The sequence below is a fragment of the Pseudomonas sp. PvP027 genome (genome assembly GCF_017833005.1).
Classification (GTDB): Bacteria; Pseudomonadota; Gammaproteobacteria; order Pseudomonadales; family Pseudomonadaceae; genus Aquipseudomonas; species Aquipseudomonas congelans.
The window spans coordinates 5,383,339-5,395,881 of record NZ_JAFIBK010000001.1; the positions used below are offsets into that span (position 1 = coordinate 5,383,339).

General features: G+C 60.9%; 12 protein-coding genes. 7 read left to right on the forward strand and 5 right to left on the reverse strand.

Annotated features, from left to right (window positions below):
• Nucleotides 1-23: 23 nt before the first annotated feature.
• A complete protein-coding gene (gene pssA / locus JOE33_RS23470; protein WP_010434972.1) occupies nt 24-1,367 on the reverse strand; it encodes a CDP-diacylglycerol--serine O-phosphatidyltransferase in 1,344 nt (447 codons plus the stop codon).
• Between the two features lie 292 nt (nt 1,368-1,659).
• Here pssA and JOE33_RS23475 point away from each other — a divergent pair, with 292 nt between their 5' ends.
• Entirely contained in the window at nt 1,660-3,846 is a 2,187-nt protein-coding gene (locus JOE33_RS23475) for a TonB-dependent receptor (protein ID WP_054992588.1), read from the forward strand.
• Between the two features lie 38 nt (nt 3,847-3,884).
• Here the strand turns inward: JOE33_RS23475 and JOE33_RS23480 are convergent, their stop codons facing one another.
• A complete protein-coding gene (locus tag JOE33_RS23480) occupies nt 3,885-5,027 on the reverse strand; it encodes a glycerophosphodiester phosphodiesterase (RefSeq protein ID WP_096138900.1) in 1,143 nt (380 codons plus the stop codon).
• Between the two features lie 272 nt (nt 5,028-5,299).
• Between JOE33_RS23480 and JOE33_RS23485 the strand changes: the two genes are divergently transcribed.
• The 3 genes from JOE33_RS23485 to JOE33_RS23495 all read left to right on the forward strand — a co-directional run bounded on the left by JOE33_RS23485 (nt 5,300) and on the right by JOE33_RS23495 (nt 7,387).
• A complete protein-coding gene (locus JOE33_RS23485) occupies nt 5,300-6,232 on the forward strand; it encodes a 2-hydroxyacid dehydrogenase (protein ID WP_187625388.1) in 933 nt (310 codons plus the stop codon).
• A gap of 109 nt (nt 6,233-6,341) precedes the next feature.
• Nucleotides 6,342-7,064: a CTP synthase gene (locus JOE33_RS23490; RefSeq protein WP_010434968.1), complete on the forward strand. Its 723-nt coding sequence runs from the start codon at nt 6,342-6,344 to the stop codon at nt 7,062-7,064.
• A complete protein-coding gene (locus tag JOE33_RS23495) occupies nt 7,061-7,387 on the forward strand; it encodes an antibiotic biosynthesis monooxygenase (RefSeq protein ID WP_010434967.1) in 327 nt (108 codons plus the stop codon). Before JOE33_RS23490 ends, JOE33_RS23495 begins: the two co-directional genes overlap by 4 nt.
• Before the next feature lie 4 nt (nt 7,388-7,391).
• On the opposite strand, the gene JOE33_RS23500 is transcribed toward JOE33_RS23495, so the two are convergent.
• From JOE33_RS23500 to JOE33_RS23510, 3 genes are all read right to left on the reverse strand, one after another.
• Nucleotides 7,392-8,810 (reverse strand): TIGR00366 family protein, encoded by a 1,419-nt coding sequence (locus JOE33_RS23500; RefSeq protein ID WP_187625387.1) that lies wholly within the window; start codon nt 8,808-8,810, stop codon nt 7,392-7,394.
• Nucleotides 8,811-9,014: 204 nt separating this feature from the next.
• Nucleotides 9,015-9,671, reverse strand: coding sequence for a CoA transferase subunit B (locus JOE33_RS23505; protein WP_096103339.1), 657 nt, complete (start codon nt 9,669-9,671; stop codon nt 9,015-9,017).
• 42 nt (nt 9,672-9,713) lie between these two features.
• Entirely contained in the window at nt 9,714-10,415 is a 702-nt protein-coding gene (locus JOE33_RS23510) for a CoA transferase subunit A (RefSeq protein ID WP_003391701.1), read from the reverse strand.
• 129 nt (nt 10,416-10,544) lie between these two features.
• Between JOE33_RS23510 and JOE33_RS23515 the strand changes: the two genes are divergently transcribed.
• The 3 genes from JOE33_RS23515 to JOE33_RS23525 all read left to right on the forward strand — a co-directional run bounded on the left by JOE33_RS23515 (nt 10,545) and on the right by JOE33_RS23525 (nt 12,538).
• Nucleotides 10,545-11,435: a LysR family transcriptional regulator gene (locus JOE33_RS23515; protein ID WP_187625386.1), complete on the forward strand. Its 891-nt coding sequence runs from the start codon at nt 10,545-10,547 to the stop codon at nt 11,433-11,435.
• Nucleotides 11,436-11,523: 88 nt separating this feature from the next.
• Nucleotides 11,524-11,805: a lipoprotein gene (locus tag JOE33_RS23520; protein ID WP_032611540.1), complete on the forward strand. Its 282-nt coding sequence runs from the start codon at nt 11,524-11,526 to the stop codon at nt 11,803-11,805.
• Between the two features lie 124 nt (nt 11,806-11,929).
• Nucleotides 11,930-12,538, forward strand: coding sequence for a LysE family translocator (locus tag JOE33_RS23525; protein WP_187625385.1), 609 nt, complete (start codon nt 11,930-11,932; stop codon nt 12,536-12,538).
• The last annotated feature ends 5 nt before the right edge of the window (nt 12,539-12,543 follow it).

The window sequence follows — 12,543 nt, forward strand, 5'->3', positions numbered from 1 at the left end:
CATGCCGGCCGCACGCTGAGTGCTTAGAGAATCCGGTACAACAGACGCTCGACCCGGACGCGGCTGACACGCTTGAGAAACTTGCGCACGCCTTCCGGGTAGTTGGCCAGAGTGTCGAGTTCGTCGTACTGGTTGACGCGCTGTGTGTTGCGCATCAAATGAGCGATTTCCGCTTCCCGTGGCTCGCTCCACTGGCCCTTCGGATCGTCGATCAGCAAGGCGTTTTCCAGGTCCAGATTGAAGGCGCGCGGGTTCAGGTTGTTGCCGGTCAGCAGGGTATAGCGCTGGTCGACCCAGATACCCTTGAGGTGGAAGGTGTTATCACCGTGTTTCCACAGATGCACATTGAGGCGGTGCTGGGCGATTGCCTTCTGATGCTTGTGGGCAAAGCGTCGCAGGCTGATCTCATAGAGATAGGGCAGGGCGGAGATCACCTTGAAAGGCTCATCCGGATCGATGAAGAAGTCGTTGGCGGTCTTGTCGCCAATGATGATATCGACCTGCACGCCGCGCTTGAGCGCCCGATTGATCTCGCGGGTGACGGCGACCGGCAGGTTGAAGTATGGCGTGCAGATGGTCAGCTGGATCTTGCTCGACGCGATCAGGTCACAAATGGCGCGGTTGAGACTGTTGCGCGGTCCGACGCCCAGCAGCGGAATGACGCGCATTTCGCCGTTTTCCTTTTCGCCCGCCGAGGTGTCGTAGGCGGCGCGTTTCAGGTCGCCGCGAAACGCGCGGATCTCGCTGCGCAAACTGCGTGAGCTGGGCGGCGATTGCAGATCGAGGCGGTGCACGGCCGGCGAGGAGAGTATTTCTTGCTGCACCAGATTCTGGAAGGCGTCGGCCAGTGCTGCGCTTTCGATCAGGTGATAACGGTCCAGACGATATTTGTCGAGCTTGTGCAGGTAGACGTTGTTGATGCTTGCGCCGCTGTAGATCACACAGTCGTCGATCACACTGCCCTTGAGGTGCAGCACGCCGAACAGTTCTCGGGTCTGCACCGGCACGCCGTAGATCGGAACTTCTTCATCGTATTCGAGGTTCTGCGCCTGATACCACGTCGAGTTGCCGGGCTGGCGTCCGGCACCGATCAGCCCGCGCTGCGCGCGGAACCAGTCGACCAGTACCACCACATCCAGCTCCGGCCTCGCGGATTTGGCGGCGTACAGCGCGTCGAGAATCTCCTGGCCGGCTTCATCCTGTTGCAGGTACAGCGCAATGATATAGATGCGCCGGGTGGCCGAGGCGATCCTTTCCAGCAGGCAGCGTCGATAGTCGGCGGCAGAAGGAACAATGGAGATTGCATCGCTCTGCACGGCAAAACCGCGAAGTGCTGCCAGGGTCGAGCGTCGGAAAGTGGACTGCATAGGCCTCTCGATGGGAAAACCAATAGCCTGTGAGCTTACACGACAGTCGGCCTTCTGTGGCTGTCGCCAACCTGTTTCAAGGCATTGCGGAACGCTACGGGCCGCCATGCGCGCTGATTGCTCACGCTGCAGCGCGGGAACGACGCGTTTGGCGTTGCGCGGTTATCACTTTTCATGCGTAAACAAATGATAAGCATTACCAGTAACATCTGATATCATTTCGCATCCCCCGATCGGTGATGTCCAGGACGGTTGCTTCCGATCTCGTTCAACTTGTCTTCAGGACCTATTGATGAACTCCCCATCGTTCCCGATGCGCCTTACGTTGCTCGCGTTTTGCTGTTCCATTGGATCTCCGGCCTGGGCCGCTGCAGAGGCTGCTACCCGGCAGGACGGCCCTGTGGTGCTGGGCGAGACCGACATCAGTGCCGACAAGGCCGACCCGCATGCGCTGCCGCCGGTCTATGCCGGTGGGCAGGTGGCGCGCGGCGGGCAACTGGGCGTTCTGGGCAATGCCGACATCATGGACGTGCCGTTCACCATGACCAGTTACACCGAACAGCTGATCGAGGACCAGCAGGCCGAAACCGTCGGCGACGTACTGCTCAACGATGCATCGGTGCGTCAGTCGAGTGGTTATGCCAACGCTTCGCATATCTTCGTCATTCGTGGCCTCAAGCTGACCACCGATGATATTTCCTACAACGGCCTTTACGGCGTACTGCCACGCCAGATCATATCGACCGATGCGCTGGAGCGCGTTGAAGTGTTCAAGGGCCCCAACGCCTTTATCAACGGTGTGACCCCGACCGGTTCCGGGATTGGCGGCGGCGTGAACCTGCAGCCCAAGCGCGCGCAGGACACACCGACGCGTCGTTTTACCACCGACATCAGCACCGACGGTCGGATCGGCGAGCATCTCGATCTGGGGCAGCGCTTTGGCGAAGGCAATCGCTTCGGCGCGCGTCTCAACCTGTCGCAGCGCGAAGGCGAGACGGGTGTCGAGGACGAAGAGCATCGCAGCAAGCTGTTCGCGCTGGGGCTTGATTACCGAGGTGACAACTTCCGTCTGTCCGGCGATTTTGCCTACCAGAAGCAGCGCATCAACCAGAGCCGCAACACGGTGTTTGTCGACAGCGCCCTGACCAGCGTGCCGCATGCCCCGGACTCGGACACCAATTACGCGCCGAACTGGACCTGGACGGAAACCGAAGACACCTTCGGTATGAGCCGCGCCGAGTACGACCTCAACGAAGACTGGACGCTGTACGCCGCAGTGGGCGCCAAGCACACCCGCGAGGTCGGCATATACGGCTCGCCAACCGTCCACGATGCCGCAGGCAACACCACGGCCGCACCGTCCTTTATCCCGCACGACGAAGACAACAAGACCGCCATGGCCGGCATCAACGGCAAGCTACAGACCGGTGCGGTCAGTCACAAGGTCAACGTCGGCCTGTCCGGTATCTGGACCGAACAGCGCAGTGCGTATCTGTTCGGCGGCACCTCCAGCAACAACCTTTACGACCCTGTTTCCCAGGAGCGTCCGGCACTCGACAGTTTCACCGCAGGCGATCTGAATGATCCCGGCATTGTCGGCAAGAGCCGCATGCGCAGCGTCGCGTTCTCCGACACATTGGGCTTTTTCGATGATCGTCTGTTGCTGACCGCAGGCCTGCGTCGCCAGCAACTGCGCGTTCAGGGGTATGAATACGGCAGCGGCCCGCGCAATGCACTGTACGACGAAGCCATCACCACGCCGGTCTACGGGGTGGTATTCAAGCCTTGGCAATATGTGTCGTTCTACGCCAACCGCATCGAAGGTCTGGCGCAAGGTCCAACGGCTCCGGATACAGTCACCATCAACCCTGGCGAAGTTTTTGCGCCGTCGCGTTCGAAACAGGTGGAGGCGGGCGTCAAGCTGGACATGGGCACGTTCGGCGCGAGCCTGGGCGTGTACCGCATCGAGCAACCGGCTGACGGCTACCAGGTTCTGGAAGGCACCGAGTCGCGTTATGTTCGTGATGGTCAACAGCGCAACCGCGGCGTGGAGATGAACGTGTTTGGCGAGCCTGTCAGCGGCCTGCGTCTGCTGGCCGGTCTGACCCTGATGGATACCGAGGTGAGCGGCACGTCCGGCGGCAGCAACGACGGCAATCGCGCCGTGGGTGTGCCGACCTTCCAGTTCAACGCGGGTGCCGATTGGGATATCCCCGGGATCGAAGGTGCGGCCATCAATGCGCGCATGCTGCGCACCGGTGGGCAATATGTCGATGCTGCCAACAACCAGAGCATCCCGACCTGGAATCGCTTCGACCTGGGCGCACGCTATACCTTCAACGTTGCGCAGAAGGACGTGACCCTGCGTGCCAATGTCGAGAACCTGATGAACAAGGATTACTGGGCATCAGCCAATGGCGGTTACCTGACTCAGGGCGAGCCGCGCACCCTCAAGCTGTCGGGCACTATCGACTTCTGATTGACTGGCCGCATCGCAGGATGCGGCCAGCCGCTGGATCAGTAGCCGTTACGCTTCAGAATCGTTTCAATGCTTTCTTTCGCTGGCCGCTCGTAGAACTTCAACAGTTCGGCGGTGCGGTTGGTGAAGAAGCCGTCCGCGCCATCATGACTGATCCGCTTGAAGTCCTCTGCGTCGTCCACCGTGTACGGGTGGATCACCATGCCTTTCTCGTGGGTCAGGTTGTTCATCCAGGGTTTGACCAGGTCCATGTAGCTCTGGTCGCCACCCTTGGCCAGTTGCGACGAAGGGCCGGTGCCGATGGCGCCGTGGGCCTTGGCCCAGTCAATCCACTGCTCGAACTCCTGCGGTGATTTGACTTCCTGTGTCGCGTAATAGCTGGCCTTGTCCTTGGCCCCGGAGTCCTTGAACGCGACGCTGGACTTGGGCTCTATCGAGCCTTCGCCAATCCACAACAGCATGACCTTGGGCACTTTCGGCATTTCTTTCTGCAGCAGTTCCAGGCTTTGCTTCTCGAACGTCTGCAGGACCACGCGTCCCGGCATGTGCGCGACGTTGACATGGCCGGCCGCTGCCGCAGGGCGCTGGTCGAGCCAGCCGCGTTTGGCCAGTAGTTTTTTCAGGTCGGCTTCGACACCGGGAAACTTGTTCGGCACCTTGGTCTCGATGTACAGCCCCGGCTTGTTCGCGCCGCCCTCGGCGATGTCGATGACCTCATCCAGCGTCAGGATCTGCAACCCGTTGTAACTGTCGCGGGCCCTGTCCGGGTAAGCCTTGTTGAACCACGAACCGGCGTCCAGTTGCTTGAGCTCCGCCAGGGTGAACGTGCTGACCGGGTCTTTCACCCGTGCCGGGAACACTTGTGCGATGTTGGTCGTGCGTTCAAGCACGTCATCGTGCAGTGCTATCAGCACGCCGTCCTTGGTCCGCTGGATGTCCATTTCCAGGTAGTCCGCGCCCAGATCGCGCGCCAGGGTGTAGGCCGGGATGGTCTCTTCCGGCGCGTCGAACGAAGCACCACGATGGGCGATCACGGCCGGCCAGGGCAGGCCGTATTTCTCGCTCAGCACCTTGCCTGGGGCGTCCGCCGCCGCTGCCATGCCTGACGACAGCATCAGGCCTGACATGACAGCCGCAGCCAAAAGGGTCTTTTTCAACAGGGTGGTGGGAAATCCTTGCATGGGCGGGTGTTTCCTTGTTTTTGAGAAAGCCTGTTTTATGGGCAGCCTGCGCGCCAGCTCATAGCGGCACTGCTCGCGCCGCTGCGCGCGACGATAGCGCACTCTGCTGATTGCCAGGTCTGCTTGCTGGTTAGTCTGTCCGGAAAATGCGTCCACTTTATGAATGCCCGGCGCGTTCGGGAAGGCTTTTTTCAGTTCCAGCGTCAGCAGCCCTGCACAAGCGCGTCGAGTCGCGTTAAGGTCAGCGTTTTGCTGATCGAGCGGGAGCGCGCATGACAACGGTATTGGTGCTGGTCGAAAACCTGGACACGTATTTGCCGATTCTTGAAAGCAGCGGTTATCAGTTGATTCGCGCCCCGACGGCCGAACTGCGCGCCGAGGCGATTGCTACGCACGGGCAGAGCATCAACGCAGTGGTGACCCGCGGGCCGCTGGGATTTTTCGCCGAGGAAATGGATGCACTGCCGCAGCTGCGCATCATTTGCGTAAGCGGCGCCGGTTACGAGAAGGTCGACCTGCCTGCCGCGCAGGCGCGGGGCATCGTCGTGACCAATGGTGCCGGCGTCAACGCCGCCACCGTGGCCGATCATACGATGGCGTTGCTGCTGTCGTTGGTACGCGACATTCCGCAGGTCGATGCGTCGGTGCGACGCAGCGAATGGCGCAAGGTGGTACGCCCGTCACTGGCAGGCAAGCGCTTGGGGATCGTCGGGCTGGGGGCAGTGGGGCTGGCGATTGCCAGGCGTGCTGCCGCCTTCGACATCGCCATCGGTTACCACAACCGCAAACCGCGCAGCGACTGCGATTACACCTGGCATGCGACGGCGCAGGCCCTGGCGGCCGCGTCGGATTTTCTGGTCATCGCCACGCCCGGTGGCAGCGGCACGCAGCACCTGATCGACGCTGGGGTGCTTGAAGCGCTGGGCCCTGAGGGGTTTCTGGTCAACATTGCCCGCGCCAGCGTGGTGGATACCCAGGCGTTGGTCAGTGCACTGCAGAATCAGCAGATTGCCGGAGCCGCGCTGGACGTGTTCGACGATGAACCAACGGTGCCGGACGTGTTCAAGACCCTCGGCAATGTGGTGCTGACACCGCACGTGGCAGGTCTGTCCCCCGAGGCCTCGAGAGACAGTGTGCAAATGGTCAACGATAACCTGCTGGCGTTTTTTGCCGGGCAACCGGTGCTGACGCCTGTGACTGAATGAGCAACCGTGCAGCGTTGCATGCGAGGCATTGCTGTAACGCCCATTCTGCTGATTTTGCTGCCTGTTTATAGTCCGCCCGGGCTGTACGACATCAAACAGGGAGCAGGACATGGGCAAAGCAGATAACACGCGCAACGGGATACGGATCGGTCTGGTAGGGGACTTCAATGCGGATGTCCCCGCGCATCAGGCCATTCCATTGGCCTTGCAAAGGGCGGCGGAGGCCAATCACGTATCGGTCGGCTTCGAATGGTTGCCGACGCCGCTGATCGGCAGCGGTGCGCAACTTGCCGGATTCGACGGCCTGTGGTGCGTGCCGGCCAGTCCGTATCTGGACATGCAGGGCGCGTTGACGGCCATTCGTTTCGCTCGCGAGCATCGGGTGCCGTTTCTGGGGACCTGCGGGGGCTTTCAGCACGCGTTGGTCGAGTACGCACGCAACCAGTTGGGCTGGGCAGACGCCGAACATGGCGAAACGGCGCCGGACGCAGCGAACGTAATCATCGAGCCGCTCAGTTGCTCACTGGTCGAGTCGGTGGCAGCGATCCAGTTGCAACCCGACACGCTGATTGCCCAAGCCTATGGCAGGCTCGATATCGAAGAGCGCTACCACTGCCGCTACGGCCTGCGCCGCGAGCTGGAATCGTCGCTGTTCGGCGAGCATCTGAAGGTCAGCGGGCGCGGTTCCGAGGGCGAAGTGCGCTGTATGGAGTTGCAGGGGCACCCGTTTTATGTCGCCACACTGTTCCAGCCGGAGCGCGCTGCGCTGCAGGGTCAAACGCCTCCTGTGGTGGCCGCGTTGGTCCGTGCCTGCCTGAGCAAGCCGGCATGATGGCCGCCCGGTTTACCAAGCCTTACTTTGCCGTGGTGTTCACTTCGCTGCGCACGCCTGACGATGATCAGGCGTATGCAGAGGCGGCGCAGCGCATGGTCGGCCTGGCCCGACAACAGCCCGGCTTTCTGGGCGTGGAGTCGGCGCGTGGCGAAGACGGCCTGGGCATCACCGTGTCCTACTGGACTGACGAAGCCGCGATCCTCGCCTGGAAACAGCAGGCCGATCACGCCGAGGTCCGCGAGCAGGGGCGTTCGTGCTGGTATCAAGCGTTTACCACGCGAATCTGCCGGGTCGAGCGTGACTACGCATTCAATGCGTAGCCCTTCAGGGCATTACCGGTGGTACATAAGCCAGCGTGGTGCCCAGTGCCCAGAGCAGAAACAGCACCAGCGGCGTGTGGACCAGCAGCTGCACGAACGAGAAGCCGATCAGGTCACGCGCCTTCAGGCCCAGTACACCCAGCAGCGGTAGCATGTAGAACGGGTTTATCAGGTTGGGCAAGGCTTCGGCTGCGTTGTAGATCTGTACCGCCCAGCCGAGGTGGTACTGCAGGTCGTTGGCGACTTGCATCACGTAGGGCGCTTCGATGATCCACTTGCCACCGCCTGACGGAATGAAAAAGCCCAATATGGCCGAATAGACCCCCATCAGAATCGCGTAAGTGTCGTGGGAGGCAATGCTGGTGAAGAACGTCGAGATGTAGTGCGCCAGGGTTTGCGCGTCGCCGCCCTTCACCGTGGTCAGTAGCGCGGCGATCGAACCGTACAGAGGGAATTGAATCAGCACGCCAGTGGTGGTGGGCACCGCCCGAGCGACGGCGTCTAGAAAACTGCGCGGTCGCCAGTGCAGCAGGGCGCCGAGCATGATGAACAGGAAGTTGTAGGTGTTGAGCCCGGAAATGGCGGTGATCGCCGGTTTGTTCGAGAACTCGTTGAACAGCCAGCCAACCCCCAGCAGCACCATCAGGATGATCAGCAGCGGGCTGTATTCCAGCCATTCACCAGGCCGTGTGCGGGGCGGCAGTGGCGGCAGATTGAAGGCCGGATCGACACCGCAGGCTTTGGCATCGCGGGCGCTGTTCGGACCCGGCGCGGTGGCGTAGGCAACGATCAGTGAGATGACCACCAGCGCGGCGAGCATGACCCCGGATTGCCAGAGAAAGATGGTTTCGGTGAACGGGATCACGCCGGTAATCGCCAGGATCGACGGCTGCAGACTGGCCGGGTTGGCCTGCAGTTGCGCGGCCGAAGACGACAGCCCCAGCGCCCAGACCGCACCCAGGCCCAGATAGGCTGCCGCGCCCGCTGCACGGTAATCCATGCGCAGGTCGGTGCGGCGTGCGAGGGCACGCACCAGCAGGCCGCCGAACACCAGCGACAGGCCCCAGTTGAGCAGCGAAGCGAGCATGGAAATCAGCGCCACCCAGGCGACTGCCGAACGGCCGTTGCGCGGCACCCGGGCCAGGCGGTCGATCAGGCGCACCGCAGGCGGTGAGCTGGCGACCACGTAACCGCCGATGACCACGAAGGCCATCTGCATGGTGAACGGAATCAGGCTCCAGAATCCGTCACCGAACGCCTTGGCAGCCTCGGCCGGACGTGCGCCGATGGCCAGCGTCGCCAGCGTGACGATGACCACCGCCAGTGCGGCAAATACCCATGAATCAGGAAACCAGCGTTCAGCCCACGCGGCACAGCGCAAGGCAAATCGGGCGGAGCGGCTTTCTTCTATGTTGGCGGCCATCTGGGGCACCTCTTTTTGTAATTATTATCGGGGAGTTACTTGAACAGCCGACTATTGCGGACGCAGAGCGTCCAGAACGGCGTTCCCACGCTGGAGCGTGGGAACGATGGGGGCTGGCTATGCATTTCTTGACGCTCTGCGTCATACGGTTGTGCAGGCCACACGAGCGTGTGGCAACGAGAGGCGCGTCAAAGATGCCTGCGCTCAGAAACTCATCTCGATGACGTCGTCCGGCACGATCAGCCTGCCTGCTGTTTTGGCCACGATTTCTTCCACGCTGACCCCCGGCGCGCGTTCGCGGAGGATGAATGCGCCGTTTTCGATTTTCAGGTACGCCAGGTCAGTCAGCACCTTGCGGATGCAGCCCGCACCGGTCAGCGGCAGGCTGCAACGGGTGAGCAGTTTGGATTCGCCGTCCTTCGACGCATGGGTCATGGTGACGATGATATTGTCGGCACCCGCCACCAGGTCCATCGCGCCCCCCATGCCTTTTACCAGCTTGCCGGGGATCATCCACGAAGCGATGTTGCCTTCGATATCCACCTCGAAAGCGCCAAGCACCGTCAGGTCGACATGGCCGCCGCGGATCATCGCAAAGGATTCGGCCGACGAGAAAATGGATGCGCCGACGCGTGCGGTGACCGTCTGCTTGCCGGCATTGATCATGTCCGCGTCGATGGTGTCTTCGGTCGGGAAGGCGCCCATGCCCAGCAGGCCGTTTTCCGACTGGAGCATGACGTCGATGTCATCGGGCACGTAGTTGGCCACCAGGGTCGGAATACCAATGCCAAGGTTTACGTAATAACCGTCCTTGAGTTCACGGGCGACACGTTGAGCCATTTGTTCGCGGGAAAGTGCCATCGTCTGAAGCCTCTTTGTTGTTGTAGGACCAAGGCTGCGCTATCAGGATTTTCTGACGGTGCGCTGTTCGATGCGTTTTTCGAAAGTGCCCTGAATGACCCGGTCGACGTAGATGCCGGGGGTGTGGATCTGGGTGGGCAGCAGCACGCCGGGCTCGACGATTTCCTCGACCTCGACCACGGTGATCCGTCCGGCGGTGGCCACCACCGGGTTGAAGTTCTGTGCGGTATGACGATAGATGACATTGCCGAAATGGTCGGCTTTCCAGCCCTTGATCAGCGCGAAATCACCGGTAATGGCCTCTTCCAGAATCACGTTGCGGCCGTTGAACTGACGGGTTTCCTTGCCTTCGGCGACCGGCGTCCCGTAACCGGTCGCGGTATAGAACGCGGGAATGCCCGCGCCACCGGCGCGCAGTTTTTCCGCCAGGGTGCCTTGTGGCGTGAGTTCGACTTCCAGCTCGCCGCTGAGCAGCTGTTTTTCGAACAAGGCGTTCTCGCCCACATAGGACGAAATCATTTTCCGGATCTGCCGGTCTTCCAGCAGGATGCCGAGTCCGAAGCCGTCAACGCCGCAGTTATTGGAAACCACGGTCAGGCCCTTGATGCCCATGCGCTTGATCTGCGCGATCAGGTTTTCCGGGATGCCGCACAGGCCGAAGCCGCCGCAGAGTACCGTCATGTCGTCGGTCAGCCCGGCGAGGGCTTCTTCGTAGGTCGCTACTCGTTTATCGAGTCCAGCCATGATGATCCGCCTTTTATAGTTGTTGACCGGCAGTCGCACTGCCGGAGGATCGGGTGACCTGCATCTTCTCTCGACGGGACTGATTTGTTAATTTTGTTTTTCTGATCAATTCATAAGAAAAGCAAATATATGAACGTGAAGCAGCTTCGCGCTTTTCTGGCCGTAGCGCAGTACCTGAGCTTCGCTCAGGCCGGAGAGCGGCTGAACGTTTCGCAACCGGCCTTGAGCCTGACGATTAAAAGCCTGGAAGAAGACCTTGGCGGACAGTTGTTGACGCGCACCACGCGCAATGTGGGTCTGACGCCCGAAGGCGAAACCCTGTTGCCGCTGGCGCGCCAGTTGCTGGCCGACTGGGACAACACCGAAGAACTGCTGCGTCAGCGTTTTACCCTGCAAATGGGGAGGGTGTCGGTCGCCGCCATGCCGTCGTTCGCCGGCAATCTGCTGCCAGCGGCCTTGAAGGTGTTTCGTGGGCGCTACCCGCGCGTCAATGTGGCGGTGCATGACGTGATCAACGAGCAAGTGCTGGAGATGGTCCGCCATCGCCGTGTCGAACTGGGTATCGGCTTTGAGCCCGAGTCGAACAGTGCCCTTTCGTTTACTCCGTTCTATATGGATCGCTTCGTCGCCGTGGTGCCCCGTGAGTCGCCGCTGGCCGAGCGGCGCGAGGTCGCCTGGGAAGAACTGCTGCGTGAGGACTTCATCGCCCTGCAACGCCCGTCGGCGGTACGTTTGCTCCTGGAGCAGGCCATCGAGCCCCGCCACGGCAAGCTGGCGGTCGCGTTCGAGAGCCATCAGTTGTCGACCATCGGGCGCATGGTTGCCAATGGCCTGGGCGTCAGCGCGGTGCCGTCGCTGTGCATCGGGCAGATGCAGGAACTGGGGGCCTGCTGTGTTGCGCTGGTAGAGCCGCTGATCGAACGGCGTATCGGGCTGATGATGCTCGCCGATCACAAGCTTTCAGCGGCGGCCCATGCGTTGTGCGAAGTGTTGATCGAGAATGCTCGCAACAGTCGATAGCGACTATCACGGCGGATGATTTTTGCTGCGTCGGGGGCGGGCGTAACCTTGCTTCATTCCTGAAATGAAGCCCGACCGGAGGCCCCCGATGAACCGTATGCTCGCCCTTGCGCTTGTCCTGACATTTACTGTTGCACTGGTTTCCGGCTGCTCCACTCACCACGCTGTCGAGCAGCGGGCATTCAGCGCTGAAGAAAGCCATCAGCTGGCCCTTGAAGACCTTAATCGTCGCGGCCTGTCGTTTGATGAGTATCAGGCACGCAAGGCGCAATTGATGGCGGACCCACAGATCCAGCAGGCGCGGGACTTCGATGAAAAAGGCGAAACGAGTGTCGACCTGGGTATCACGGGTCAGCAGCCACAAGGCTAACAGTCTGTCTGAACATGGCTTTCCGTAAAAACTGTACTGCTGTAATTGGCCGTCAACTGTCCGTGTGTTTCCTTGACCGCCTTCGATAGGGTGAGTACCTGACTCACTGATCCGGACAGGCAGCATGTTTCTCTCTTTCGATTTGCTTCTGGCATTCACACTCTTCGCGTTCGTCACTTCCATCACTCCCGGCCCCAACAACATGATGCTGCTGGCCTCGGGCGTGAACTTCGGTTTCAGTCGCACCCTGCCGCACATGCTGGGTATCAGTGTCGGTTTTTTCGTTCTGGTGCTGGCCGTCGGCTTCGGTCTGGGCAGTGTGTTCAAGGCCTGGCCGGTTCTTTACACGATTCTGCGCTACGTGGGCGCTGCCTATCTGCTTTACCTGGCCTGGAAAATCGCCACCTCGGGGCCGGCCTCCGACAACGTCGACAGCCAGGGCAAGCCGCTGAGTTTCATAAGCGCTGCGCTCTTTCAATGGGTCAATCCCAAGGCCTGGATCATGGCGATCGGGGCGATCAGCACTTACACCCCCATGCAGGGCTACTTCTACAACGTGGTGGTGATTTCGGCAGTGTTTGCGCTGATCAACCTGCCCAGCGTGGGCGTCTGGGCAGGCTTTGGCAGCTTGCTGCGCAACGTTCTGCGCGATCCGCTCGGGTTAAGTATTTTCAACGGCGTGATGGCAGCGCTGTTGGTGGCCTCGTTGTATCCGCTGTTCATCGAGCATTGAAGGTT

What these genes read in the sequence shown, in the direction of transcription:
- JOE33_RS23505 (WP_096103339.1), bottom strand. Translation starts at nt 9,671, where the DNA reads ATGGCACTTTCCCGCGAACAAATGGCTCAACGTGTCGCCCGTGAACTC.
- JOE33_RS23500 (WP_187625387.1), bottom strand. Translation starts at nt 8,810, where the DNA reads ATGGCCGCCAACATAGAAGAAAGCCGCTCCGCCCGATTTGCCTTGCGC.
- JOE33_RS23525 (WP_187625385.1), top strand. Translation starts at nt 11,930, where the DNA reads ATGTTTCTCTCTTTCGATTTGCTTCTGGCATTCACACTCTTCGCGTTC.
- JOE33_RS23490 (WP_010434968.1), top strand. Translation starts at nt 6,342, where the DNA reads ATGGGCAAAGCAGATAACACGCGCAACGGGATACGGATCGGTCTGGTA.
- JOE33_RS23475 (WP_054992588.1), top strand. Translation starts at nt 1,660, where the DNA reads ATGAACTCCCCATCGTTCCCGATGCGCCTTACGTTGCTCGCGTTTTGC.
- JOE33_RS23485 (WP_187625388.1), top strand. Translation starts at nt 5,300, where the DNA reads ATGACAACGGTATTGGTGCTGGTCGAAAACCTGGACACGTATTTGCCG.
- JOE33_RS23515 (WP_187625386.1), top strand. Translation starts at nt 10,545, where the DNA reads ATGAACGTGAAGCAGCTTCGCGCTTTTCTGGCCGTAGCGCAGTACCTG.
- JOE33_RS23480 (WP_096138900.1), bottom strand. Translation starts at nt 5,027, where the DNA reads ATGCAAGGATTTCCCACCACCCTGTTGAAAAAGACCCTTTTGGCTGCG.
- pssA (WP_010434972.1), bottom strand. Translation starts at nt 1,367, where the DNA reads ATGCAGTCCACTTTCCGACGCTCGACCCTGGCAGCACTTCGCGGTTTT.
- JOE33_RS23495 (WP_010434967.1), top strand. Translation starts at nt 7,061, where the DNA reads ATGATGGCCGCCCGGTTTACCAAGCCTTACTTTGCCGTGGTGTTCACT.
- JOE33_RS23510 (WP_003391701.1), bottom strand. Translation starts at nt 10,415, where the DNA reads ATGGCTGGACTCGATAAACGAGTAGCGACCTACGAAGAAGCCCTCGCC.
- JOE33_RS23520 (WP_032611540.1), top strand. Translation starts at nt 11,524, where the DNA reads ATGAACCGTATGCTCGCCCTTGCGCTTGTCCTGACATTTACTGTTGCA.